This window comes from Marinomonas piezotolerans (assembly GCF_003362755.1).
GTDB classification, from domain to species: Bacteria; Pseudomonadota; Gammaproteobacteria; order Pseudomonadales; family Marinomonadaceae; genus Marinomonas; species Marinomonas piezotolerans.
This window is the reverse complement of record NZ_QKRA01000006.1, coordinates 81,478-107,721: the sequence shown is the minus strand read 5'-3', so window position 1 is coordinate 107,721 and position 26,244 is coordinate 81,478. Positions and strand designations below refer to the sequence as shown.

Annotated in this window: 25 protein-coding genes and 1 pseudogene; 23 read left to right on the top strand and 3 right to left on the bottom strand. The window is 45.4% G+C overall.

From position 1 onward, the window contains the following. Window positions 1-115 precede the first annotated feature (115 nt). The 6 genes from rpsF (at window position 116) to DN730_RS13090 (ending at window position 5,317) form a co-directional block, all read left to right on the top strand. Entirely contained in the window at window positions 116-529 is a 414-nt protein-coding gene (rpsF, locus tag DN730_RS13115) for a 30S ribosomal protein S6 (RefSeq protein ID WP_115468598.1), read from the top strand. A gap of 21 nt (window positions 530-550) precedes the next feature. Then, complete coding sequence (gene rpsR / locus DN730_RS13110; protein WP_115468597.1) at window positions 551-781, top strand: 30S ribosomal protein S18; 231 nt, start codon at window positions 551-553, stop codon at window positions 779-781. 22 nt (window positions 782-803) lie between these two features. Then, window positions 804-1,661, top strand: a complete 858-nt coding sequence (locus DN730_RS13105) for a hypothetical protein (protein ID WP_115468596.1) — start codon at window positions 804-806, stop codon at window positions 1,659-1,661. Window positions 1,662-1,692: 31 nt separating this feature from the next. Then, window positions 1,693-2,139: a 50S ribosomal protein L9 gene (gene rplI / locus DN730_RS13100; protein ID WP_115468595.1), complete on the top strand. Its 447-nt coding sequence runs from the start codon at window positions 1,693-1,695 to the stop codon at window positions 2,137-2,139. Between the two features lie 157 nt (window positions 2,140-2,296). Then, complete coding sequence (dnaB, locus tag DN730_RS13095; protein WP_115468594.1) at window positions 2,297-3,673, top strand: replicative DNA helicase; 1,377 nt, start codon at window positions 2,297-2,299, stop codon at window positions 3,671-3,673. An 81-nt stretch (window positions 3,674-3,754) separates the two neighbouring features. Next, a complete protein-coding gene (locus tag DN730_RS13090) occupies window positions 3,755-5,317 on the top strand; it encodes a methyl-accepting chemotaxis protein (protein ID WP_115468593.1) in 1,563 nt (520 codons plus the stop codon). Between the two features lie 87 nt (window positions 5,318-5,404). Here DN730_RS13090 and bioA read toward each other — a convergent pair whose 3' ends face one another. The 3 genes and pseudogenes from bioA to DN730_RS19470 form a co-directional block, all read right to left on the bottom strand. Next, the gene (bioA, locus tag DN730_RS13085; protein WP_115468592.1) at window positions 5,405-6,700 is read right to left on the bottom strand and encodes an adenosylmethionine--8-amino-7-oxononanoate transaminase; all 1,296 of its coding nucleotides are present in this window, start codon (window positions 6,698-6,700) and stop codon (window positions 5,405-5,407) included. Window positions 6,701-6,748: 48 nt separating this feature from the next. Then, on the bottom strand, window positions 6,749-7,225 hold the full coding sequence (locus tag DN730_RS19085; RefSeq protein WP_158541212.1) for a ComF family protein: 477 nt from the start codon (window positions 7,223-7,225) through the stop codon (window positions 6,749-6,751). 75 nt (window positions 7,226-7,300) lie between these two features. Then, window positions 7,301-7,489 (bottom strand): annotated as a pseudogene (locus DN730_RS19470) (double zinc ribbon domain-containing protein); the annotation flags it as partial. Window positions 7,490-7,598: 109 nt separating this feature from the next. Between DN730_RS19470 and bioB the strand changes: the two are divergent. From bioB to fliI, 17 genes are all read left to right on the top strand, one after another. Continuing rightward, window positions 7,599-8,585: a biotin synthase BioB gene (gene bioB / locus DN730_RS13075; protein WP_115468715.1), complete on the top strand. Its 987-nt coding sequence runs from the start codon at window positions 7,599-7,601 to the stop codon at window positions 8,583-8,585. Next, window positions 8,572-9,756, top strand: coding sequence for an 8-amino-7-oxononanoate synthase (bioF, locus tag DN730_RS13070; RefSeq protein ID WP_115468590.1), 1,185 nt, complete (start codon window positions 8,572-8,574; stop codon window positions 9,754-9,756). The genes bioB and bioF overlap by 14 nt, the downstream gene beginning before the upstream one ends. A 6-nt stretch (window positions 9,757-9,762) precedes the next feature. Continuing rightward, window positions 9,763-10,569 carry an alpha/beta fold hydrolase gene (locus DN730_RS13065; protein WP_115468589.1) on the top strand — a complete coding sequence of 269 codons (807 nt, stop codon included), beginning with the start codon at window positions 9,763-9,765 and terminating at the stop codon, window positions 10,567-10,569. Then, on the top strand, window positions 10,550-11,356 hold the full coding sequence (gene bioC, locus DN730_RS13060) for a malonyl-ACP O-methyltransferase BioC (RefSeq protein WP_158541211.1): 807 nt from the start codon (window positions 10,550-10,552) through the stop codon (window positions 11,354-11,356). The genes DN730_RS13065 and bioC overlap by 20 nt, the downstream gene beginning before the upstream one ends. After that, a complete protein-coding gene (bioD, locus tag DN730_RS13055) occupies window positions 11,349-12,032 on the top strand; it encodes a dethiobiotin synthase (protein ID WP_115468587.1) in 684 nt (227 codons plus the stop codon). Before bioC ends, bioD begins: the two co-directional genes overlap by 8 nt. Before the next feature lie 67 nt (window positions 12,033-12,099). Then, window positions 12,100-13,263 (top strand): ABC transporter substrate-binding protein, encoded by a 1,164-nt coding sequence (locus DN730_RS13050; protein WP_158541210.1) that lies wholly within the window; start codon window positions 12,100-12,102, stop codon window positions 13,261-13,263. A 12-nt stretch (window positions 13,264-13,275) separates the two neighbouring features. Beyond that, on the top strand, window positions 13,276-15,864 hold the full coding sequence (locus DN730_RS13045) for a response regulator (protein WP_115468585.1): 2,589 nt from the start codon (window positions 13,276-13,278) through the stop codon (window positions 15,862-15,864). Then, window positions 15,864-16,238: a response regulator gene (locus tag DN730_RS13040; protein WP_170139023.1), complete on the top strand. Its 375-nt coding sequence runs from the start codon at window positions 15,864-15,866 to the stop codon at window positions 16,236-16,238. Before DN730_RS13045 ends, DN730_RS13040 begins: the two co-directional genes overlap by 1 nt. Beyond that, window positions 16,231-17,898 (top strand): two-component system response regulator, encoded by a 1,668-nt coding sequence (locus DN730_RS13035; protein WP_115468583.1) that lies wholly within the window; start codon window positions 16,231-16,233, stop codon window positions 17,896-17,898. The genes DN730_RS13040 and DN730_RS13035 overlap by 8 nt, the downstream gene beginning before the upstream one ends. A gap of 68 nt (window positions 17,899-17,966) precedes the next feature. After that, window positions 17,967-18,437 carry a helix-turn-helix domain-containing protein gene (locus DN730_RS13030; RefSeq protein ID WP_115468582.1) on the top strand — a complete coding sequence of 157 codons (471 nt, stop codon included), beginning with the start codon at window positions 17,967-17,969 and terminating at the stop codon, window positions 18,435-18,437. Then, a complete protein-coding gene (locus tag DN730_RS13025; protein WP_115468581.1) occupies window positions 18,438-19,589 on the top strand; it encodes a sensor histidine kinase in 1,152 nt (383 codons plus the stop codon). It begins immediately after the preceding gene. 1 nt (window position 19,590) lies between these two features. Continuing rightward, window positions 19,591-20,931, top strand: a complete 1,341-nt coding sequence (locus tag DN730_RS13020) for a sigma-54-dependent transcriptional regulator (protein WP_115468580.1) — start codon at window positions 19,591-19,593, stop codon at window positions 20,929-20,931. Between the two features lie 70 nt (window positions 20,932-21,001). Further along, window positions 21,002-21,358 carry a flagellar hook-basal body complex protein FliE gene (gene fliE, locus DN730_RS13015; protein ID WP_115468579.1) on the top strand — a complete coding sequence of 119 codons (357 nt, stop codon included), beginning with the start codon at window positions 21,002-21,004 and terminating at the stop codon, window positions 21,356-21,358. 26 nt (window positions 21,359-21,384) lie between these two features. Further along, entirely contained in the window at window positions 21,385-23,055 is a 1,671-nt protein-coding gene (fliF, locus tag DN730_RS13010; RefSeq protein WP_115468578.1) for a flagellar basal-body MS-ring/collar protein FliF, read from the top strand. 1 nt (window position 23,056) lies between these two features. After that, the gene (gene fliG / locus DN730_RS13005) at window positions 23,057-24,067 is read left to right on the top strand and encodes a flagellar motor switch protein FliG (protein ID WP_115468577.1); all 1,011 of its coding nucleotides are present in this window, start codon (window positions 23,057-23,059) and stop codon (window positions 24,065-24,067) included. 3 nt (window positions 24,068-24,070) lie between these two features. Then, the gene (locus DN730_RS13000) at window positions 24,071-24,868 is read left to right on the top strand and encodes a FliH/SctL family protein (RefSeq protein WP_115468576.1); all 798 of its coding nucleotides are present in this window, start codon (window positions 24,071-24,073) and stop codon (window positions 24,866-24,868) included. 6 nt (window positions 24,869-24,874) lie between these two features. Next, window positions 24,875-26,215 (top strand): flagellar protein export ATPase FliI, encoded by a 1,341-nt coding sequence (fliI, locus tag DN730_RS12995; RefSeq protein WP_115468575.1) that lies wholly within the window; start codon window positions 24,875-24,877, stop codon window positions 26,213-26,215. The last annotated feature ends 29 nt before the right edge of the window (window positions 26,216-26,244 follow it).

Genomic DNA, 26,244 nt, shown 5'->3' with positions numbered 1-26,244 from the left:
TTTTTAATTATAGGGTTGCAGTATATAATTCGCGTCCCCGTAAACCACTACTCCTTGTCTCACAGCTTTTGTAACGGGGGAGAGCGTGGAGACTAAGAACCCATAAGGAGCAATCATGCGTCATTATGAAATCGTGTTTCTGGTTCATCCAGATCAAAGCGAGCAAGTTCCAGCAATGATCGAGCGTTACACTAACTTGATCACTGAAGACGGCGGCCAAGTGCACCGTCTAGAAGATTGGGGCCGTCGTCAATTGGCTTACCCAATTAACAAAATCCACAAAGCGCATTATGTTCTTATGAACATCGAAGCGTCTGAAGGTGTTTTGTCTGAGTTAAACGACACATTCCGTTACAACGATGCGATCATCCGTAACCTAGTTATTCGTCGTAAAGATGCAGTAACTGAAGTGTCTCCAATCAAAGCTTCTGAAAGCCGTGAAGAGCGTCGTCCAGCTCCACAGCGTGAAGAGCAAAAACCAACAGAAGCTGCTGCTGAAAACAAAGCTGCAGACGACTCTGCTGAATAATTGATTAATTAGGAGATTCTCATGGCTCGTTTTTTCCGTCGTCGTAAATTCTGCCGTTTCACTGCAGAAGGCGTTAAAGAGATCGATTACAAAGATCTAGACACTCTAAAAGGTTACATCACTGAAACTGGTAAAATTGTACCTAGCCGTATTACTGGCACACGTGCTCGTTACCAGCGTCAGCTAGCGACTGCTATCAAACGCGCTCGCTACATTGCTTTACTTCCATACACTGACGGTCACTTCAATTAAGAAGCGATAGAAGAAGTATCTCATGAGCGGTTTAGCTAACTGGGTAATGAAGAAGCGCATGAATGCTATCATTGCGGTAGCATTGTGTAGCATCATCCCAATGTTGTTTTGGTTAGGCGCAGCAGTTCTAGGACTGGTGGTACTTCGTAAAGGTGTAAAAGAAGGAATACCTGTATTAGCTTGGGGTTGTTTACCAGCACTTGTGTTGTGGACAGTCCAAGGTGATGCAACAGCATTCATGGTGCTGATCGATACGTACCTCCTAGCTTATGTGCTAAGAGAAAAAGTATCTTGGGCTTGGGTTATGTTGTTGGCGAGTATTCTCGCTGTTATATCATCCCTAGTTCAGCCGTTACTTATGGCTAATATTCTGAATATTGTCGCAGACCTTATCCAGCAAATCTTGGCCCGAGAAGAAGTTGGGGATATTCCATCGAAAGATGTGATTATCCAACAAGCGGTGATCGCTATGTCCGTGATGCAGGCTTATATTTCCGTTGCTGCGTTATTTTTAGCGCGGCGGTGGCAGGCGCTTCTATTTAATCCTGGTGGACTCAAGCAAGAGTTTCATCAGTTTAGACTGCCTCTACCTATCGCTCTAATTTTGGGGGCGATGGTGTTAGTTGGTGAGAGTCTTGGAGGTGGCTTTGAAATATTGTCGCGTGCGGCTTTACCAGCATTAGTGTTGCCAGGATTAGCACTAGTACATGGTGTTCTAGCATTGAAAAAAATTGGGATGGTTGGTCTGGTTGCATTTTACTTGATTGGCTTTTTTGTTCTGAGTCTGTACTTCGCGAATATCCTGATCATGATTGCAGTGATCGATAGTTTTGTAGACATTCGAGGGCGAATCCAGTCAAAACCTTCCAACTTCAATTAAAGCTCGTTAATTCATTTTAGAGGTGATCGAGATGAATGTAATTCTACTCGACAAAGTAGGCAAACTAGGTGGCATCGGTGATGTTGCTACTGTAAAACCAGGATTTGCTCGTAACTTTTTGATTCCAAACAAAAAAGCTGTAATGGCAACGAAAGCAAACCTAGCATCTTTCGAAGAGCGTCGTGCAGAGCTTGAAGCTCAAGCTGCAGAACGTAAATCGGCAGCAGAGTCTCGTGCTCAAGCGCTTGAAGGCAAAACTTTCACTATCACAGCTAACGCTGGTGATGAAGGTAAGCTGTTCGGTTCGATCGGTACCCGTGACATTGCTGAAGCAATGGTTGCTGCAGGTGCTGACGTAGCGAAGTCAGAAATTCGTCTTCCAGAAGGTGCTCTACGTAATGTAGGTTCTTACGAGATTGACGTACAAGTACACGCTGAAGTAACTGTTGTTGTTACTCTAGATGTTGTAGCACAATAATTTCTTAAGGAATTATTGCGTGATAAGAAGGGCATTCCGTTATACGGAGTGCCCTTTTTTATGGGAAGAAGAAAATCGCTTTTGACGCTAGCCTTTTAGAAGCAGAATGATAAGCTTTGAGACCGTTTAAATTTAATGTCCTACATGAGAGTGTTTCGTGCAAGTAGAAGATACAGAAGTCTCCACCATCAAAATGCCGCCTTATTCCATCGAGGCTGAGCGCTCTGTAATTGGTGGGTTAATGCTTGACCCACAGGCATGGGATAGAGTGTCTGAGTTAGTTGTGGCTGATGATTTTTATCGTCCCGAACATAGAGCTGTTTTCGCTGTGATCGCACGCTTGGCCGATGATTCAGAGCCGATTGATGTGGTGACAATCAGCGAGCGTTTAGATAAGCGTGGTGAGCTTGAGGACATTGGTGGAGTCGCTTATTTAATTGAAGTTGTTGAAGCGACGCCAAGTTCAGCGAATATTGGTTCTTATGCTGAGATCGTTAAAGAGCGCTCGGTGTTGCGTCGCTTGATTTCCACAACAAGTGAAATTTCTGGACGTGCATATCATCCAGAGGGTATGTCCGCAGCGGAAGTTCTGGACGAGGCGGAGCGGAAAATATTTCAGATAGCTGAGGGTGGTGAGAAAAAAGGCGGACCACGAATTGCCTCCGACATATTGAGTGCAACCGTAGACAAAATTGATGAGCTATATCATCAAGATGGCGCTATCACCGGGTTAAGCACAGGGTTTACTGACTTGGATGGAATGACATCCGGGTTGCAGCCTGCTGATCTTGTCATCGTGGCGGGTCGTCCTTCCATGGGCAAAACGACCTTTGCAATGAATCTTGTTGAAAATGCGGCAATGATCAGTGAGTTGCCAGTTATTGTTTTCAGTTTAGAAATGCCGGCAGAGCAGCTTATGATGCGTATGTTGTCTTCACTAGGGCGCATCGATCAAACGCGCATGCGCTCAGGGCAACTGGTACAAGAAGACTGGGACAAGTTGATGTCCGCTGTGAAAATGCTAAAGGATCGCAAACTATTTATCGATGATACCGGTGGTATTAGTCCCACTGAGATGCGTTCTAGAGTGCGTCGTATTGCTCGGGAGCATGGCGGTGTCGCCTTGATAATGGTCGATTATCTTCAGTTGATGCAGATACCGGGGTTCAGTGAAGGTCGAACGAATGAGATTTCAGAGATCTCGCGATCGCTTAAGGCGATTGCAAAAGAAATGAATTGTCCTATGGTTGCTTTATCTCAGCTCAACCGTAGTTTGGAGCAACGCCCTAACAAGCGACCAGTGAACTCTGACTTGCGTGAGTCAGGGGCAATTGAGCAGGATGCGGATGTTATTTCGTTCGTTTATCGAGATGAGGTCTACCACGAAGATTCTCCCCATAAAGGTATCGCTGAAATCATCATCGGTAAACAGCGTAACGGACCAATTGGTACTTGTCGGTTAGCCTTTATTGGTAAGTTTACGCGTTTTGAGGATTTAGCCCCTGATGCTTACCAAGGCTTTGATGATGAATAGGTTTTTAGGCTTGGCGCTTGCGAAAAAGCCCTGTTAATTTTAAGGTTAAAGCAATAATAATATTTTGAATCGAGAGCTTTTATGCGAAAGATGTCTGTTACCAATAAGGAAAATGATTTTCCTGAGCGCTACACCCTGGTTTCAAGTACCGATGTGAAGGGTCGAATCACTTTTGTGAACGACGATTTTTGTGAGGTTGCGGGTTACACCAGAGAAGAGCTAATCGGACAACCCCACAACTTTATTCGCCATGTCGATGTGCCTCCTGCCGTTTTTGCAGACATGTGGGCCAATCTTAAGGCCGGCCGGAGCTGGTTAGGCATTGTAAAAAACCGATGTAAAAATGGAGATCATTACTGGGTGAGTGCTCATGTTAGTCCTTTGATTGATAACGGCAAAGTGATTGGCTATGAATCGGTTAGGCAAAAGGTCACGGATGCTGAAAAGCGACATGCCCAATCGGTCTATGAGCGCGTTAATGCAGGTAAGCATCCCGTGCCTGCTATGGCCCGTTTTAAGGGATGGTTGTGGCGTCAGGCTTGGGTAAACGCGATTTTCTTTCTGGCATTTGGTGTCGCGGGTTTATTTTCACCCTATCTTTGGTTGCAGATTGCATCGCCTATCATTGCTGCTATCGGTGCGACGCTTAACTTAACTCAGCGACAGGCTTTGAAATCGACGATTGAGCGACTACCAGAAGAAGCTCGTAATCCTATCGGACAATATTTGTACTTCAAGGCAGTTGGCCCCAATGTCGCTATTAGTTTTTCCCAGTTGCATAAAGAGTCGTCGGCTTTTACTTTTAGACACCGTCTGCTCGTTGGCTCACAGCAACTAAGGCAGCGTGCTGAGAAAGCGAAAGAGAGTGTTACTTCTAACTTGGCAAATTTTAATCGCCAGCGTTCGAATTTTCAGACCGTTGTGTCGGCCAGTGCTCAATTACAAGCCAGTGTAAATCAGATTGCGGACACCGTTCGTATTGCTGCACAAGAGACAAACTCTGTTGAGGAGAAGGCGAAGCAAAGTCATACTTTGGCTCATAGCACAGGCGATACCATGCAGCGAGTCTATGCAGAGGTAAGTGCTGCGAAAGAGGTTGTCGTTCAACTAGCGAAACAAAGTGATCGGATTAATGACTTGGTTAGTTCTATCAGTGATATTGCCGAGCAAACAAATTTGCTTGCATTGAATGCAGCCATCGAGTCTGCGCGCGCGGGTGAGGCAGGTAGAGGCTTTGCGGTTGTCGCAGATGAGGTTCGTGCGTTAGCTATTCGTACACAGGATGCAACACAGAGTATCCACGATACGACTGAAGAGCTTAAGCGCAACACGCACGATGTGCTTCAGGCCATAGAAAAAGGCGCAAATGTCGCCAGTGATGGAGTTGCTGGCGTTAACGAAGTTGCGCAGAGTATGACAGAGATAGAGGCGGCTGTTCGAACAGTCGTAGAAATGACCGAGCAAATAAGTCTGGCTACCTCCGAGCAAGCGGAAGTCGCGACATCTCTCAATCAACAAATGGTTGAGGTGGATCAGTTAAGTGTAGAGAGTATTGAGCGAGCGGAGAATATTGTGACAAATATTGCTCATATTGAAGAAGAGGCTTATGAGCAAGGGAATTTAGCTGAGCGAATGAAGCAATAATTTGTAGCCAGCCTCGCTGATTAAACGAAAGGCCGAGTAGATCACTACTTGGCCTTTTTTGTCATCATAAAAGCTTATCTGGTCGGGCTAGCTGAAGTGTTGTTGAATGACGTGGTAAATCGCTGAGCCCAGTCTATGTATCTCTGCTTGGCTAATGACATAAGGTGGCATCAAGTATATTAGCTTTCCGAATGGGCGTATCCAGACACCTTGATCAACAAATAGTGGCTGAATTTCATGCAGGTTGACTGAGGATTTAAGCTCTACAACACCGATGGCTCCAAGACAGCGAACATTATCAACCATATCTAAATTTTCACAGATTGAGAGGGCGTTCTCCAGCCATTGCTGGATCTGCTGTATTTTAGGTTCGAGATCGTATTCACTAATTAGGTCAAGACTCGCATTGGCTGCCGAACAGGCTAGCGGGTTTCCCATAAAAGTTGGGCCATGCATAAATACGCCGCCATTTTGGCTAATGCCTAATGCAACACGATCATTTGTCAGGGTGGCGGCCATTGAGATGTAGCCGCCGGTTAAGGCTTTACCAAGACAGAGTATGTCAGGCTCAATCTGACAATGTTCAGTCGCAAACAGTTTCCCTGTACGACCAAACCCTGTCGCTATCTCATCAAATATCAGCAAGATATTGAACTCATCACATAGGCTTCGCAGCGCGTCTAAATAGGCTGGATTGTAGAACCTCATGCCCCCGGCATTTTGTACTACGGGTTCAATGATGAATCCTGCTAATTGTTCGTGTTTGCTTTCAAAAAGCGAGCGAATTTCATCAAGGTAATGTTGGTCAACTTCTTTATCGATACCTGTGGGAGGAGGGGAGATAAAATATTGGGGGGTCAGCGCTTGATTAAACATACTGTGCATACCGTTAACCGGATCACAGACAGACATCGCTGCGAATGTGTCGCCATGGTAACCAGATCTAGGGGTTGCGAAATGTTGTTTGTCTGGTTTGCCTTGAGTATGCCAAAACTGAATTGCCATCTTTAGCGCAACTTCGACTGATACCGATCCGCTGTCAGAAAAAAATACTCGTTGTAAGCTTGCGGGGGTCATTGCAACGAGTTTTTGTGCCAGTGAAATAGCAGGTTTGTGAGTTAGGCCGCCGAACATGACGTGCGAAAAGGACTGAAGTTGTTGGGTCATTGCTGCATTGATATACGGGTGGTTATAACCATGTATAACGCTCCACCAAGAGGACATGCCATCAATCAATACTTCTCCGCTGGCAAGGGTAATTTGACAGCCTTCAGCATGCTCCACCAAATAGTGAGGAGAAGGATGACTCATGGATGTATATGGATGCCAGAGTAGCTGTTTATCCATGGCTGTTAACTGGTGTAAATCGTCTGGAGTGGTCATAAGTATCTAAAAGGTTGGCGTATGGATGTGTCGCGATACTACCCAATTTTATCTGTAGTCGCTACTTTGGGCTGGTGTCCGCGCTAGGGCGGCAATCACTACTTGCTTTGTGCCAGCCTTTTTTAAAGCCTTTGAGCAGGCTTCAATGGTACTTCCTGTCGTTATTAAATCGTCAATCAAGACGACGTACTCAGGGACAGGTTGAGGAACGTTGAACGTCTTGTGTGACAATCGAAACCGGTCAGCCTTATTAAGTGAGTGCTGTGCAGGTCGCTCGAACGATCTAGTGACATTGAATATTTTGAAAGTCTTGCCAGAGGCGTCGCGTATCGGGTTTTTGAGTAGCTGTCTAATGAGTGATGTTTGGCAGAAGCCGCGTTCCAATAATGATTGCTTTCCCGTAGGTACCACTGTCCAGTGCCAACTTTTTGTCAAATCGAGTTCATCAATCAAAGTGGCGGCAAGTATCTGAGTTAGTGGACGTAGAAGATGGGCTTGGTCTTCAAATTTTGCTTTCGTTATCATAGCTCGGGTTAAGCCTTCATATACTAGTGGCGCAATCACATTTTGAAACGAAGGTCTGTTTGTTTGGCAATGGCCACACAGTTCAACGAGCGACGACATGGGGCGGGCGCAAGAGACGCATAGAGTTCGATTTCGTGTTAAGTGCTTAGCGCAGCTTCGACAGAGTAGGCCCTCGTTTTGAATGTCACAAATATAGCATCGCTCGCTAATTAACCAGTAGTAAACCTTTGTAAAAATGTTGGTTGACAGAAGTGGATGATTCATTAGTATTGCGTTCCTTGCAACGACAAATATTGATGGAGTTACGGTGGTGAATATTTCAACTCAACCTAGATATGATTGGACAAGCCAAGAAGTGCAGGCTTTGTTTGATATGCCGTTTATGGACTTGCTATTCCATGCGCAGACCGTCCACCGTGCTAATTTTGCGCCCAACCAAGTTCAAGTGAGCACATTATTGTCCATCAAAACTGGGGCATGTCCAGAAGACTGTAAATATTGCCCTCAGAGCGGTCACTACAATACCGAGCTTGAAAAAGAAAAGCTGATGGAAGTTCAGAAGGTATTGCAAGAAGCTGAACTGGCAAAAGAACAAGGTGCAACACGCTTTTGTATGGGCGCGGCTTGGAAGCATCCTTCTGAAAAAGACTTTCCTTATGTATTAGAAATGATCAAAGGCGTTAAGCAACTTGGTTTAGAGTCTTGTGTCACGTTGGGAACATTGAATAAAGACCAAGCAAAACAGCTTGCGGAGGTTGGGTTAGATTACTACAACCACAACTTAGACACATCTCCAGAATATTACGACAGCATCATAACAACTCGTTCTTATCAAGAGCGACTTGATACGTTGTCCAACGTCCGTGATACCGGTGTAAAGCTGTGTTGTGGCGGCATTATGGGTATGGGTGAAGAGCAAAAAGACCGAGTAGGCCTATTACGTCAATTATCACAAATGACCCCTCATCCTGAAAGTGTACCGATTAACATGCTTGTTAAAGTTGCGGGCACGCCGCTTGAAAATGTCGATGACTTAGATGAATTCGAGTTCATCCGTACGATTGCGGTGGCGCGTATTATTATGCCGACATCTCATGTTCGTTTGTCAGCAGGACGTCAAACAATGAGTGAACAAACGCAGGCTTTATGCTTTATGGCAGGCGCTAACTCTATTTTCTATGGCGAAAAACTTTTGACAACAGGCAACCCTGAAGCAGACAGTGATCGGATGTTGTTTAAGAAGTTAGGTATTACACCCGAACAACGTCATGATGTATCGGATGAAGCAGTACAAGAGTCCATTGTAGCGAAAGCCAAAGCGCAAGAAGAGGCGAAGTTTTTTTACGATGCCAGCGTGTAAAACCCCCGATTGGGTTCGCGATGCGTTAAATGAACGTCGGGCGCATAATTTGTTACGGCGCGTGCGCCCGATTACGCCTCCCCAATCAACGCATGTAAGCATTGCGGGTGAGAATTTTGTTTCGTTTTGCTCGAATGATTATTTGGGTTTGGCTAATCATCCAGACTTAAAACAAGTAATGGCTGATGCGGCGATTAAGTGGGGAGTAGGAAGCGGTGCTTCGCATCTAGTTACGGGGCATCTAGACATTCATGTTGAGCTAGAAACGGCGCTGTCAGATTGGTTGGGCTTTGAGCGAATATTGCTTTTCAGCACGGGATATATGGCCAATTTAGCGGTTGTATCGGCGTTGGGGTCTAAGCAACGCCCTGTCGTGATGGATAAACTCAATCATGCATCACTTATAGATGGCGCACGCTTATCTGAGGCACCTTTTCGGCGTTATCTTCATAATGATATCGATAGCGCGGCTAAGCTGATGCAACGTTTTGATTCGCCAGGGGTGCTTGCGACAGACGGTGTCTTCAGTATGGATGGCGACGTGGCCCCGGTTGCTGAATTAGCTCAGCTGGCACGTCAGAATAACTGGCTATTTGTTGTTGATGATGCTCATGGACTAGGTTGTATTGGGGAAGATGGGCGAGGTGTACTTGCTGAACAAGGCTGTACCGCGGAGGATGTTCCGTTTCTAGTTGGGACGTTTGGCAAAGCATTTGGTGTCGCAGGGGCGTTTGTTGCTTGCTCAGAGGATATGGCCAATTATCTGACACAATTTGCTAGGCCTTATATTTATACGACTGCAATGCCGCCAGCTGTCGCGGCAACGGTGCTTGCTAGTTTAGAGATTATTCGATCTTCAGAAGGGTATGCGCGCCGTGCTCGGTTGGCAGATAATATTGCTATGTTTCGTGAACGAGCTAAACGGTGGCCATTTGATGTAATGTTCTCAAACAGCGCAATTCAGCCAATTTTGATAGGCGATAGTGCATTAGCAATGCGAGTAAGTAAGCAGCTCGAATCCGCGAGGATACTGTGCACCGCAATTCGACCGCCAACGGTTCCACCTAATACTGCAAGGCTAAGAGTTACACTAAGTGCTGAGCATAGCCCTGCTGATGTGATGCATTTGTGTGATACTCTAGATCTCATCTTCAACGACGAGTGTAAGTGATATTTTATGCGTACTCCTATTGAAACAGAAGCTATTGGCAATCCAGTTAATCCTGCGATTTTCTTTGTTTCTGGCTGGGCCATGCCTAAAGAGGTATTTCACGGAGTGGCACGCCATTTGAGTCGTGATTTTTATGTAGTGATTGCCAACTTGCCTGGCGTTTCAGCAGACCCGGATTGGCATAAACGTAACCGTTTTGGCCCTAATTACGATATTGATGCATTAGCCGAGCAACTGATTCGATCAGCACCTAAACCTTGCTGGTGGGTCGGGTGGTCGCTGGGGGGGATGATTGCCAATTATATTGCTGCACGCCGATCAAGTTGTGTTGAAGGGGTGATTACCATCGCCAGCAGTGCAAAGTTTGTGGCCTCCGACTCGTGGGTATCCGGTATGGAGCGAGAGACCTTTGAGCAATTCTCTCAATTGGTCGCACAGATGCCAGAGAAAGGCTTTAAACGCTTTTTGGCCTTGCAGTCACAGGGTGCGAAAGAAGAGAGAATAGTGTCTAAGCGGCTGTTATCTTTTCAGCCCAAAGAGCTAATTGACCCTGAAGCATTAAGCCGAGGCTTAGGGCTATTATCTGACCTTGATGTTCGGCGTGAAATTGAGTTATTGGATGTGCCAAATTTACATATGTTTGGGGCACAAGACCCGTTAGTGTCCTGTGCTAAGACAATCGCAGAGTTCCCTTCGAATCCTTTACAGACGGTTATCTCTTTACCTGAATGTTCACATCAGCCATTTATTGAAGATGAGCCGCAGTTTGTGGCCATGGTGCAACAGTACATTAATGAGCATTCAGTCCGCTAAATCCAGTTCTTTTTACAAACAGAAAGTAGCCGCTAGCTTTTCACGGGCAGCGGCTACTTATGACGATTATGCCACGTTTCAAGAAGCTGTTTTGCAGCGCCTTATGACCTATGTCGCAACGTCAGATGCCCCAGAACGGTGGTTGGATTTGGGGACCGGCACAGGGAGAGCTTTACCATTATTCCAAACGTCACATCCATGTGTTGAACCTGTCGCGGTAGATTTATCCTGCGAAATGTTGCTTCAAGCACGTCAAAAAAATAATGCCAAAGGATTTGTCTGTGCGGATGCGGAATCGTTGCCTTTTGCCTCTGAGGTATTTGATGGTGTTTTTTCTAGCCTAGCGTTGCAGTGGTGTCTTGATCAACATGCATTGTTCAAAGAATTGCATCGCGTTACCAAAATGTATGGTTCAGTAGTATTTGCCACGTTGTTAAAAGGCTCCATGCCTGAATTAAAAGAAACGTGGCGTCATGTCGACGGACGTATCCACCATAATCAATACAGCGATATGGTGGCATTGACGGATGCTTGTAAAAAGGCTGGATTTGACATTTGTGTCGCCGAACAAGACGAAATAGTGAGTTGGTATCCGACGGTTCGTGAGGCGGTTTATTCTCTTAAAAAAGTTGGAGCTTCCATCTTAACCGGCGAATCTTCAAGGGTAAGTCCTTCAACATGGCGGCTATTTGAGCGCTGTTATGAAAACAAATATCGACATGATAAGGGGATCCCCCTGTCTTATTGCGTAGCATTTATTCGTTTAAAAAAGGTGCAACATGGCTAAGCAGCAATTCTTTATTACAGGTACAGACACCGACGCGGGAAAAACTTATGTTTGCAAAGGCTTACTCAATGCTGCGACACGAAAAGGACTCCGCACAATTGGCTTGAAGCCGATTGCGGCGGGGGCTCAAAGAGTGGATGGTCAGTTGATGAATGACGATGCGATAGCGCTTCAGAAAGCCAGTTCAATTGATTTGCGTTACGAGCAGGTAAATCCGATTGTGTTTGAGCCGGCTATCGCGCCACATATAGCAGCAGCGAAAGAGGGACGTATGTTGAGTGCCTCTCGTTTAGAAGGGTTTGTGCGTGGAAGCTTATTAATGCCTCATGACCTTGCTTTGGTCGAAGGGGCTGGCGGTTGGCGTGTGCCATTGAATGACAGAGAGCTGCTGTCTGATCTGGCTAAGCGCTTGTCACTTCCTGTCATTGTCGTTGTGAACATGCGCTTAGGGTGTTTAAACCATGCAGTACTGACAATGGAAGCGATTCGTCGAGACGGTCTAAATATTGCAGGGTGGGTTGCTAATACCGCAGACGATGAAATGCCGTACTATGATGAAAACCTCGATACCTTAAAGACCATTGTGGCAGCTACTTTTTTAGGAAGTCTGTCGAGGCATGAAAATAACGAGCAAGCGATACATGAGTTTGATGCACTGTTGGCTAATTTAGGCTGAATTATTTGAGCAACCGCGCTGATTTTGTGTAAAAATCATGTAAGCAATGGAAGTCAAAGGATGCGTAATGATTTTTATAAGACAGTGCTTACTGGGTCTTGGTCTGTGCATGTTGGTGTCTTATTCATATGCCGACATTACCGTGGGAATGAGCGCGGGGTTCTCTGGATTCAGAGGCCAAGATAATTTAGCTTATCGTTACGGTGTAGAAACCGCTTTTTCACAAACCAATGAAGCAGGGGGGGTGAAAGGCGAGATCATAAAGCTTGAAGCGCTTGACGACGAGTTTTCCTCAGATCTTGCAGGTCAGAATGCTTTGCGATTTACCAATCGTAAAAATGTATTGGCAATGCTGGGCGGTGGGGAAAATACTTCCGATGTACTCAGTAATGTGGCTGACCAAAAAGAAATATTATTTCTTGGTGGCGTCTCCACTCCGCCTAAGATGTTTCAGAACTATGATAACGTTTTAACGGTTCGACCACCGATGAGTGAAGAGACAACTTACATGTGCCGCCAGTTTGTAGATCGAGGGGTCTCTAAAGTAACGGTGGCGTATCCTGAATACAGTGTTATGTACGCCGAGCTAAAGCGATCTTGTGCACCTTTAGGCGTTGTACTTGATGCTGTTTCCTATCCCATTAGCTCGATGAGTTACTCAAAATCAGTGCAGCAACTGTTTGAGCTCGCCAATGAAAATGTTGTCATGCTTGGAGACTCTAAAACGATTAATCTGCTGCTAGCACGATTAGGCGGAGACTTCTATGGTGCTAAAACGGTTTGGTTGGCGTCGGATGTAGATCCGGACCTTGTAAAACAGAATCAGCTCGACACATTGGAGCTCAAGGTTCTTTCTTTCTTAGGCAGTCAGCTTAAACAGACACAGGCTTACAAAGCTTATTCTGAAAACTTAGCCAAGTTAAACCCTTATTTAATGCCCAGTTTACGCGGTCTAGAGGGGTATGTTACTGCCTTAATCTTAGTAAGAGGTCTAGAAGATGTCATCAACCCTTTTGATCTTAAAAGTCCTTCGGATGTGATCAAACTTCCTTTAAACGTTATGCGTCGTTTTACGGGGTGGGTGCAAGAAGGTAAAGACATAGAACAGCAGCGTCAGCTTGTTATCGCCTTGAGTGTAATGGAAAATTTAAATGTGGGGTTACGGACCTATCCCGGTTTTGTGGACGGAAATCAGTCAATGAATTGGACGTTTTCGGTTGAAGACTATTAAGAGGATGATCCGATGATCGACACGCCACGTCAGGATAAACGACTATCAAAAATCAAGATTCCCGTGTTGCTGCCACTTACTATCGCTTTGTTTTTAATTTGGTTGTTGTTTGTAGGTGTGGCGTGGTTCTGGTTTGAAAGCGCTCAGCAACGCAGCTTACAAGAACGCATTACTCAGTTTGATGACCAACTGTTTCAGATGCAGTCCAATACATCAAGTCAAATGGCAGAGCGTCTTGGTTTAATCGAATCGCTCGTTTTATCTGATGAGTCCTTCCCTGTAGAAACGGTATTCGAGCAAATCGTCTCAGGCATGAAGCTATCAAGGTTGGCGTGGATTAAGCAATCAGGTGAGCTGAAATTTGAAGTGTCCGCCTCTCTACTTCCTTTGGATATTGCGCTGCAAGGGAGGCGCGTTGTGATCGAAGAGAATGGCCATAATGTATCACATGGCTTGGTCTTGCTCCCTTCTGGTGACTTTGTGCTTCGGGTTGTCAGAGTATTGGCAGCCGATGAGGGAATGCTTATTGCCGATTACCCATTTGCCATTGGTCTGCGGCAGTTGGCGAAAGCGCAAGGTATTTATGCCAATTTGATTGTTCGAGAAGAGCGCGTTGATAAACAGTTAATGCAAGCCTACCCGTCGGTCGCTACCAATCAGCCAGCGGTGCCCTTTACGGAGCAATCGCTGTCTGTATTCAGTAGTGATGCTCTGGTAAATGTTCGTGAGTTTGCACCAATATACGAGCAAATGAAGCGTGATAGTGAGCTTGAACGCTCAGCCTTTGCGACCAGTGTACCTCTTGCAGAGGAGTATTATGATGTATCAGTGCTGCCGTTATTCAACGGTAAGGGAGAGCCGCTTGCAGAAATGATGGTGGTCAAAAATGCCACGCTCGCGAAACAAGAGACGGCTTGGTTGCAGTGGGTGGTAACGATCGCGGCTCTCGTTATTGCGACATTGCTGATGTTCTTCTTCTACTTTTTGTTAGGTCGTATTGAACGCAGCATACAATCAAGTGAAATTCAGATTATAGAGGAACGTGACCGCTCAGAGTCGTTGCGTATTGAGTCTGAAACATTGCGTTTGGAGGCCGAAGGTCACCGTGAATCTGCTGAGGCAGCTCGCGACGAAGCGGAAAAGGCCAGTGCGGTAAAATCTGAGTTTTTAGCGAAGATGAGTCATGAATTGCGCACCCCCTTAAATGCGGTAATTGGCTTGTCTGAGATGATGCATGAAGATGCCAAAGAGTTTGGCGATGATGATTATGTCGAGCCGCTTGAGCGGGTCATCCGAGCGTCAAAGCATTTACTGAATTTGATTAATGAGATCCTAGACATATCCAAAATTGAAGCAGGAAAGATGGAGCTTCATTTGGAAGGGGCGGATCTAGATGCGTTGGTGGCAGAAGTTGTTGAGACAGCAGAACCCCTTGCGGCAGACAAGTCCCTTGATTTTATTATAGATAAACCAGAACTAGGTTCGGCAGAGGTTGATCCAACGCGCTTTAAGCAGGTTTTGTTTAATTTAGTTAGCAATGCGATCAAGTTTACGGATACTGGCGCAGTCAGTCTGAAAGCCGTACTAGATGACAGTCGCTTACGAGTGAGTATTGAAGATACTGGGGCAGGCATGTCAGAAGAGCAGGTTTCGACACTCTTCCAAGAGTTTGTACAACTAGATTCTAAGTCTAATCGCAAACATGAAGGCACTGGTTTAGGGTTGGCGATCAGCCGAAAATTTGCCCAAATGATGGGCGGTGATATCAGTGTGAGTAGCGAAGTAGGTGTTGGTTCAATATTTACTTTTTCGATGCCTATTCAGCGCCCTACAGACGTTAATGATTTACATGATGATTCTGCTGTAGAGATTAAATCACTGTTATTGATTGATGATGATCCCACGAGTGTAGAACTGATTAAAAAGTATATTCCTTCAAATGTTGAGGTGATTGTCGCTCTTAACGGTGTTCAAGCTCTTTCTCTCGCTCGTCAACATCAAGTAGACCTGATAACACTAGATGTTGAAATGCCGTTGTTAAATGGTTGGGATACATTGGCCGCATTGCGCGCTGATAAAACGCTGGCTGATATTCCTGTTGTTATTATCTCTGTATCGGAAGAGCGTGAGCGTGCTTTCAGTATGGGAGCGACGGATTATTTGGTGAAACCGATTAAGCCAAATGACATCGAACGTATCTTGCCACGGCTGAACAGCACATCCCATAAAACTCTGTCGGTTTTGCTAGTAGATGACTCGGAGGAAATTAGAATTTCGTCGCGCAAGTTGTTCGAGCGTCTTGGTGTGACGGTTTTTGAGGCAGGAAACGGAGAAGAGGCGTTAGAAAAACTCTCTGAACATAAGCCTGATTTCATGATTCTAGATTTAATGATGCCAAAAATGGATGGTTTTGAGCTATTGCAAAAAATTCGAGGTGGGGTCTGCCAAGATCTAGATGTTTATATTATGAGCGCAATGGAGTTAACCCCCGAACAAAAGCAATGGCTGGAAGGGCGAGCGAATGCGGTGCTAAGCAAGGGTGGGGAAGGTGAGAACTCCTTCCTTCATCATATGAAGTCGATAGTTCAAGAGATGCGTTGATGACAGCTAAGATTCTTTATGTAGAAGATAACGAAGACAATATTTATATGTTGTGTCGTCGATTAAAGCGCATGAAAGTCGATGTGGATGTCGCACGTGACGGTGAAGAAGGTGTGCGTATGTGCTTGGCATATGATTATGAGCTGGTATTGATGGATCTAAGTTTGCCAGGTATCGATGGGTGGGAGGCTATTACTCAAATTAGGGCGGCGGGCAAAACGCTTCCTATTTTAGCGTTGTCTGCTCATGCAATGCGTGAGCATATTGATCAGGCGTTAGCAGCTGGGGCGAATGATTTTGAAAGTAAGCCAATAGACTTTTCGACGTTCAAAGTGAAATTTGAAGCGCTATTAGCAGGAGGTTCAGATGCCTAAAATTTTGATTGTCGATGACATTGAAGATAATCGCTACTTGCTTAAACGTCGTTTAAAGCGGTTTGGCTTTGAGGATTGTGTCGAAGCTGAGAATGGATTTGTGGCGTTGGATATTATCAGTGATCAGGCAGTTGATTTAGTATTTCTGGACCTAATGATGCCTGGAATGGATGGTTTTGAAGTGCTAGAGGAGCTTCAGCGGCGTCAGTTAATTGATCATTTGCCAGTTATAATGATCTCTGCTGCAGACGACTTGGAAAAAGTCGCCCGTGGCATAGAGCTTGGGGCGGAAGATTATCTGTCTAAACCGTTCAATCCTGTGCTTCTAAAAGCGCGTACTGATGCGGCGTTGAGTAAACGCGAAACGGCGCTAGAAAAAATTCGCTTGGCTAAAAGTATTGATGCTCAAACAGGTTTGAGCAATCTACAAGGCTTAGAAGCAGACAGTAGTCGCTGGGAAGCATTCGGCTCAGTCGTCGCATTGCAATTACAGTTTCATAAGTACAATGATATCTACAACAGTTACGGCACCGCCACCGCGAACGCTTATTTTAATCATCGATTAGAGGCTCTGCGTAGCTTATTGGAGGGGCATACCGAATACCATCAATATGCTCTTTATCGTGTCGAAAGTGACAGTATTACGATCGTTATGCTGGATACTTCTAGCGACTGTCTCATCGTATTAGCTGAGCAACTGGTGCGATACTTTTCGGGGCAGTTAAATGTTGATGACAATGTTTCTATTTTGGAGAGTGTTCGCGTAGCGATGAGTTTGCCTGATGGGCTGGTGGGGTCATCTGAGTTAACGCGGCAACTCGTGTCAGCTTTGAGTTCTGCTACACAAAAGCAGCCTATCGCTATTTATCAAGAATCGGCGCAATCTGAAGTGCTAGAACGTATTCGCTTGGAGTCTGAACTGCGAATCGCGATTGATCAGAAGGCATTGGCAGTGTATTACCAGCCACAAGTTTGTACCAAAACACAAAAAATTGTCAGTGCAGAAGCGCTAATTCGTTGGCCTCATCCTGAGCGAGGTCTTGTTTCTCCTGGTATCTTTATTCCCGTTGCGGAAAAGGCAGGGCTGATAAATGATATCGGACTACTGGTGGTTGAAAAGGTGTTAGCAACACTAGATACATTGGAAGGCAACGGAACTGCTATCCCTATTAGTGTAAACATCGCCACAGAGCACTTTTTAGCTGATGGCTTTTTAGGTCAAATGAACACGCTGATGTCCAAGCATAATGACTCATTAGCAAAATTTGTAAAACTTGAGCTGACAGAAAGTACATTTTTAGATGATAAAGAGTCTGTTAATACAGTCATGCAATCTCTGCGAACGATGGGAATGAAAATTTCCTTGGATGACTTTGGGACAGGGTATTCTGCGTTGAGCTATTTATTTCAGCTGCCTATCGATCAACTTAAAATCGACAAAAGCTTTGTTGATGCATTGGAACAAGATGGGCGTGCACAGAGCATCATGTCTCATATTATTGCATTGGCCCATGACTTGGGGTTTGAGGTGGTTGTAGAAGGAGTCGAGACGCAAGAGCAGTCTGAGTGGGTGTCAGCCGCGAATGCTGACTTGATTCAAGGCTTTTTGTACTATAAACCTCTGCCGTATAAAGAATTTATTGCTGCATTGCAGCAGTGAAAATCATGCCTCGTGAATAACTCTGTGCTACAGTCTGATGATCACTAGTGTCAATAATTTAGAGAATCATGAAAGCCTGTTTGATTGGTGTTAATCAAGAAGAAACCCAAGCCGTGATACCGGTGCTCCATTTCTTGGGGATTGATGTTGTACTTGATCCAGAAGGGCAAGAACAAGTCGATTTTTTTGTGGTTGGTGCAGTGTTAGATATTTCTCAGCTTGCGCTTCCTTTGCCCGCTATTTGGTTGCGGGACTCCTCCTTGTCTGATCAAGACGCATTGGTCTGGTGCTGCCCTATTCCATGGCGTCAAGAACAGTTGCTTCCCATCCTCAATCGATTAGTTGAAACGCCTAACATGCCTCGGACACAAGCTGTTAACCTCAATATATATGTGCGCCATTTAGAGTCTGTATTGATTCGTCATGCATTAATAACAGCAAACGGTGTCGTGTCCAAAGCCGCTGATCTGTTGCAAATTCAGCGGACGACATTGATTGAAAAAATGCGCCGTTATCGTATTGATAAGTCGGAGTTTTAGGTGGACAAAGACGAAGAAATTGCACGTTTAAAAGAAGCCTTTGTTTTATTCGAAGAAACGTCTCAATCTCTTCAGGCTTCATATGCTGAGCTGCAAAACGAGGTTCGGCAATTGACGTCTCAATTACAGGAAGCGGAACGAGCTAAACAGCAAGAAGAGTCAAAAAATAGAATACTGCTCAAACAGTTTCAGCAGTTATTTTGGTCAATGCCAGTTGGTGTGTTGTTGTTAAATGCCCAAGGTACGGTGGTCATGGCTAACCCGATAGTAGAGCGTTTATTTGGCGAGTCTATCTTAGGGGGAAGTTGGTCTAAAATTGTACCAAAGAGTTTTCGTCCGCAAAAAGATGATGGTCACGAGGTTACAATGGTGTCTGGGCGACGAGTCAGAGTAGAAACTTCTTCTCTTGGTGATGTGCCAGGGCAATTGATTATTTTGGTGGATTTGACAGAAACGCATTCCCTTCAGCGGCAACTTGCACACCACGAGAGACTTTCGACCATGGGTAAAATGGTGGCGGCGTTGGCGCATCAAATTAGAACGCCTTTGTCTTCTGCTATGCTTTATGCAGGGCACTTAGAAAAAGAGTTTTTAGCAGAAGATATTCGTATTCGATTTGCCTCCAAGTTATCTGATCGTCTGGCTAATATAGAGCGACAAATTCGCGATATGCTGATTTTTTCTAAAGCAGAGGTAAAGCTTAATGAGAAAATTGAAGCGCGTGCCTTTGCGGACTTTTTGCAAGATCAATCGCAAGAGCTTGTGACGCAAAAAGGCGGCCAGCTTATTTTTTCAGCATCGGACAACCTGTGTCACATGATCCAGTGCAATCAAGAGGTCTTAGTCGGTGCGATTTTAAACCTCGTGAGTAATGCTGTCGAGGCTTCAGAAAAAGGTGCCGCGGTTACGCTGTCTGTAGAAGAGCGAGCTGAGCAGTTATGGGTTACCGTACAAGATAATGGTCGAGGTATGACGCAGGAGCAAATGGAGAAGGTTCAAGAAGGGTTTGTTACGACAAAGCAACACGGTACAGGACTGGGGCTTATGGTAGTCAAGGCGATTACGCGTGCTCACCACGGCTCTTTCTCGATAGATAGTCAATTAAATGTCGGAACCACTGCCGTCGTTGGGTTACCAATTTTAGGAAATTAAGATGTCGGATGTAAGTTTACTCATTGTAGAAGACGATAGAGGTTTGGCCGAAGCGCTTGAGGACACTCTATTGATGGCTGGATATCAGTGTCTTATGGTCGAGAGTTCAGAAGATGCCATTTTGCAGTTAAAACGACAACGATTCGATATGGTTGTTTCAGATGTTAATTTGCCGGGAATGGATGGGTATGGTCTGCTTCAGCACGTAGTTGAGCATTTTCCTGAACTGCCGATGATGCTAATGACTGCATATGGAGATATCGCTCACGCCGTTGATGCAATGCGAAACGGTGCGGTTGATTATCTATTAAAGCCATTTCAAGAGGCTGAGTTATTAAGTGTTATAACTAAGCATACATCGCATATTGTTAAATCCAGTGTGCAGAAACCGATCGCGAAAGACCCTGCAAGTGTTGCATTGTTTGATTTAGCGAAGCGAGTAGGTGTAACTGACTCGACGGTTCTTATCTGTGGCGAGAGTGGGACAGGTAAAGAAGTGCTTTCCCAATATATTCATGCGGTGTCTGAGCGGCACAGTAAACCGTTTGTCGCAGTGAACTGTGCTGCAATACCTGAAAACATGCTGGAAGCAATGTTATTTGGTTATGAAAAAGGGGCTTACACTGGGGCAGTATCTTCTCAAGCAGGAAAGTTTGAGCAAGCGAACAGCGGAACGCTATTGCTTGACGAGGTAACAGAGATGGATGTAGCTCTGCAAGCAAAACTCTTACGGGTGCTACAGGAGCAAGAAGTCGAGCGTTTGGGTGGGAAAAAAGCTATCAAGTTAGATGTTCGTATTATCGCGACCACAAACCGAGATCTTGCCGAATATGTGCGCGAAGGTGGATTTCGAGAGGACTTGTATTATCGGTTGAATGTTTTCCCACTTAGGTTGTTGCCAATCCGTGAGCGTAAAGGGGATATACAACCTCTATCAGAAGCATTATTGTTGAAATATGCGCAAAAAATGCGTATCAATGGCTCTTCATTGACTCCGGCAGCTCTTAGCAAGCTTGAGGCACACAGTTGGCCGGGTAATGTTCGTGAATTAGAAAACGTTATTCAGCGTGCATTAATATTAAGTGGACAAGGTCGCATTGGAGAAGAGCACATTCTTTTTGATATGGTGTCGGCTCCACAAGTGGAAGAGAAAGACGATGCACATGAAGCCGCTTCTATCTTAGGTAAGGGTGTTCAGCAACATGAATTCAGAATTATCGCGCAAGCACTGGTAGATGCGAAAGGCAAGCGCAAAGAAGTCGCTGAAACTCTTGGTATTAGCCCGCGAACCTTGCGTTATAAAATTGCCAAAATGAGGGAATGTGGCATAGAAGTTGATTGATTAATTAGTCTAGTTTTTAATGACAGTGTGCTAAGCTACTACAAATATTGGTTTTTTTGGGTATGGTAATATGATAACAGATAGACCTGATATCAATCAGGTACTCTCCCAGATGCGCGACTTGAAAAGTCAGGTTCAAGCACCTAATAGTGGGCTAGACAGTCCCGCTCAGGTGCCGGGACAAAGCGTGGATGGCGTGGAGCGTCCAGATTTTGCTGATATGCTCAAAACTGCTGTGGATAATGTTAATGCTCTTCAAAAGGAGTCAACCTCTCTTGCGCAAGCTTATGAGCGTGGAGAAGAGGGGGTTGATCTTCCTCAGGTTATGATTGGCTTACAGAAATCCAGTGTGTCATTTGAGGCCATGACACAAGTGAGGAATAAACTGGTAGATGCCTACGAAAAAATAATGAATATGCCTATTTAACCTAGGCTTAGATATGGCAGCGCCCAATGGATAACGTCCCAGCAGAACGATCTGAGCAAAAACTCTATATGGAGTTATTAACTGGCTTCAACAAGCTTACGGTAATCCGTCAGCTTGCTTTGATGGTCGGGCTTGCTGCGTCTATTGCTATCGCATTAGCGGCGGTTTTATGGTCCTCTGGGCCCGATTATAAACCTGTATTAAGTAGTATCACTGATTACAATGCAGACCAAATTGTCGAGCTGCTTAGTACCAACAATATTCCATTCAAACTGGATCAAAATACGGGCGCTCTGTTAGTCGAGTCTGACTATTATCATCAAGCGAGGTTGAAGCTTGCGGGATCTGGGATCGTGTCTGACAATATCGTCGGGCTAGAGATAATGGATCAAGATCAAGCTCTGGGTACATCTCAGTTCGTTGAGACTACGCGTTACCGCCGGGGCCTTGAAGGTGAATTAAGCCGAACTATTACAAGTTTACAAAGTGTCAAGTCAGCGCGAGTGCATCTAGCGATTCCTAAGGAGTCGGTGTTTGTCCGCGATACTCGAAAACCCTCTGCATCAGTATTTCTAGAGCTTTACCCTGGTCGTCGCCTTGATCGGAGTCAAGTGGATGCTATTGTGAATTTGGTGGCGTCAAGTATCTCACAGTTAAGCGATAAAGACGTGACGGTTGTAGATCAGCGTGGAACGCTGCTTACTGATAAGAACAGTAGTTCTGAGTTATCCATCGCTGGGAAGCAGTTTGACTACACGCGTCGAGTCGAAGACGTGATGTTACAACGAGTAAACAATATATTGTCGCCTGTTGTAGGTAATGGGCGTTTCAAGGCGGAGGTATCTGCCGACATTGATTTCACTGCAGTTGAGCAAACTGACGAACAGTATAACCCTGATTTATTAGCATTAAGAAGTGAACAAACGCTTCGCGAAAGACGATCATCTGCCGCCGCTAACAATGGTGTTCCAGGGTCATTAACGAATCAACCTCCTGGCGCTGTGAATGCTCCTGAAGTGGCTGATGGTAATGGTAGTTCAATTGGTGGTTCGCAGGGGGCAAATGGACAGTCAAGAGAAGAAACGACGCGAAACTTTGAGCTCGACCGAAGCATTAGTTATACCAAACGACAGCAAGGCACTGTCCGTAGATTATCGGTTGCGGTGGTTGTGGACGATATCGCGTCGTTGGATCAAGAAACGGGTGACATTGTGCGTACGCCTTGGAGCGATGAAGAGCTGAGCCGCTTAACTCTTTTAGTACGAGATGCAGTAGGCTATGACCCTTCTCGTGGCGATAGTGTCAGCGTTATAAACTCTCCCTTTGCATTGCCTGAACCTCCAGAGGAACCCGAATCAATCCCTTTCTACAAACAAGCTTGGTTTCTTGACCTTTTACAGCCTGCATTGGTGGGAATGTTTATTTTGTTGCTGCTGTTAATGGTGGTTCGCCCCATATTGAGAACTCTTGGGGAGCAGAATAAAATTGCAGTGGCAGAAGACACTGAGGCCGCAATCTTTGCGGATGAAACAGATGAAATTGCGGATGACCAAGTTTCTCTGGTCAGTGCAGAGGATGTTATGGTGCCAGGCTCTCCTGAGAAGATTGACCGACAGCTGAATGCAATTCGTGGCTTGATTGCTGAAGAGCCAGAACGTGTTGCTCAAGTAGTAAAACAATGGGTGATGGAAGGCTAAGATGAGTGATGCAAACGCTGGAGATATGAACTCCATTCAAAAAGCGGCCGTTTTGCTTATGTCTCTAGGTGAGTCTGATGCAGCGCAGATTCTGAAGCATATGGGCCCGAAAGAAGTTCAAAAGATTGGCCAAGCGATGGCTCAGCTTTCGAATGTTCAGCGCCATCAAGTGGAAAAAGTGCTAGATGACTTTTTGATTTTGGTAGGAGATCAAACAGGTTTAGGACTTGGGTCGGACGGTTATATCCGTAACATGTTGAAAGAAGCTTTGGGTGAAGAGAAAGCCGGCAGCCTTATAGATCGTATTTTATTGGGAGGCAATACCACAGGCTTAGATACACTGAAGTGGATGGAACCCAGAGCTGTAGCGGATGTGATACGTTATGAGCACCCGCAAATACAAGCGATTGTTATCTCTTATCTAGATCCCGATCAAGCAGCAGACATCCTATCTAACTTCGATGAGCGTGTCAGACTTGACATAGTGTTACGTGTTGCGTCGTTGGATACGGTTCAGCCTGCCGCTCTACAAGAGCTGAACAACATCTTAGAGCGCCAGTTCTCCGGTAATAATTCGACTAAATCGACCTCAATTGGCGGTGTAAGAACGGCCGCTAATATTATGAACTTTATCGATAGTTCTGTGGAAGCAGAGCTAATGGAATCCATACGAGATGTCGATGAAGACCTTGCTGGTAGTATCCAGGACTTGATGTTCGTATTTGACAACTTGATGGAAGTTGATGATCGCGGCATTCAGGTTATTTTGCGTGAGGTTGAGTCTGAGACCTTGATTCTTGCGTTAAAAGGCGCTGATCCAGACATGCAGGAGAAAGTCTTTAAAAATATGTCGTCACGTGCTGCAGACATGTTGAAAGATGATTTAGAGGCAAAAGGTCCTGTTCGCGTAAGTGAAGTAGAAGTCGCCCAGAAAGAAATTCTTGCGATTGCTAGACGCTTGGCTGACAACGGGGAAATCGTCCTGGGTGGCGGTGGCGAGCAAATGGTTTAGTAAATGTCAGACGAGACACCGAAAGAAAGAAAACTGACCGCTTACGAACGGTGGGAGTTACCTAACCTAGAGTCTAAACAATCAGATTTACCTCGTAAGCAAGCCTCAGGGTTGGTTATCAAATCCGAGGAGGCGATTGAGGTATCGGATGATATAGATGAAGAAGAATTAGTCTATGAGCCCTTAACTGCACAGCAGTTAGACGAGATTCGCAGTGCTGCCTATGAAGAAGGGTTTACTCAAGGGCAAGAAGAGGGATTTCAAAAAGGGTATGACGAAGGCCTAGTCAAAGGCCAAGAAGACGGATACTTGGAAGGCCTTGATAAAGGTCAAGAGCAAGGGCGCTCTGAAGCTCAAGCCCAAGGTATTGAATTGGCTCAAACGCAATTAGCTGAACTTGAGCAGCTACTTAATGCGGTTGTGAAAGAGTTTGAACAGCCGTTGGAAGCATCGCGCACAGCTATGGAAAGTTTGCTGAATACGACAATCAAACGCCTCGTTGAGCATGTTTTAAAAAGAGAGTTGAATGCTGATAACGAAAGCTTCTTGGCCGCTGCTCTTGAGAAAGTATTATCTCAGTTAGGTGATCATGAAGGCCGAGCAACACTCCTCCTGCATTCCTCAACTCTTGAGGCTGCCCAAGCACTCGCTGAAGATACTCGACTACAAATCAAAATTAAAACAGACGATACATTGATAGCTGGAGGGTTCATTTTAGATTCTCAAGGCTTTTATGTTGATGGTAGTGTTGAATCACGGTTGAATGAGATCTTAAAGTCTTTAGATCAAGCTGAGCATTAATCACCTATGCAAACGTTGTTAGATCGCCTCGCTAAGTTGCAGAACAACCCATTGCCAGATATTTCAGTCAATATTGAGGGGAAGGTCACTCGTATGGTTGGCTTAACTATGGAGGCGGTAGGATGTATTGCTGCGCTTGGTGATCGTTGCTTAGTACAAGTTGGTAAAGGTCGCTGGGTGGAGTCTGAAGTAGTTGGTTTTACTGGCGATCTCACTTATCTAATGCCAACTGAAGCGCTAGATGGTATTTCTCCTGGAGCACGGGTTCGCCCACTAAGTGAAGACAGTTTAATGCCTGTCGGACCTGGGCTGTTGGGACGGGTGATAAATGGCTTAGGGCGCCCTCTAGATGGCAAGGGTCCGATTCATGCAGAGGATAATATCACACTACAAGGGGACATTATTAATCCGCTTCAGCGTAAGCCCATCGATGAACCTTTGGATGTTGGCATTAAGGCAATAAACTCACTGCTGACCGTGGGGAAGGGTCAACGTCTTGGGTTGTTTGCTGGAAGTGGTGTAGGCAAAAGTATGCTGCTTGGCATGATGACGCGCTTTACTGATGCTGATATTACCGTCGTAGGTTTGATTGGGGAGCGTGGTCGAGAAGTAAAGGAATTTATTGAGCAGATCTTGGGTACCGAGGGGTTAGCCAGGTCCGTTGTCATAGCTTCGCCTGCGGATGACTCTGCTTTAATGCGCTTACGGGCAGCGGTTTTGACCTCACGCATTGCAGAATACTATCGTGATCAAGGTAAAAATGTATTGCTGCTTATGGATTCATTGACACGATATGCGCAAGCTCAGCGAGAGATAGCTTTATCGGTTGGTGAACCTCCTGCGACTAAGGGGTATCCACCGTCTGTATTTTCAAAATTACCTTGGTTAGTCGAGCGAGCAGGAAATGGTAAAGTTGGAGGAGGCTCAGTCACTGCTTTTTATACTGTGTTGACTGAAGGTGATGATCAGCAAGATCCCATTGCCGATGCTTCCCGAGCAATATTGGATGGGCATATCGTATTGTCTCGTCGTTTAGCAGAAGAGGGTCATTATCCAGCGATTGATGTGGAGGCATCTATTTCGAGGGCGATGCCTCATATCGTTTCAGATGCTCATATGCAGGGTGCTATGCGCGTGAAACAGTTGTATTCACGTTATCAGCAAAATAGAGATCTGATTGCCGTTGGTGCCTATACAAAAGGTAGCGATCCTGAGTTGGACCAAGCCATACAGCTTATGCCTGCCATCAACGACTTCCTTAGACAATCATTGTCTGAAAGTTTCAATATAGACCAAAGCCTTGAGGCATTGGTGGGTGCAATGACATCCGCGCCTGCAACAAACTAGACGCTTGAGTGACGAATCGCTACTATCAA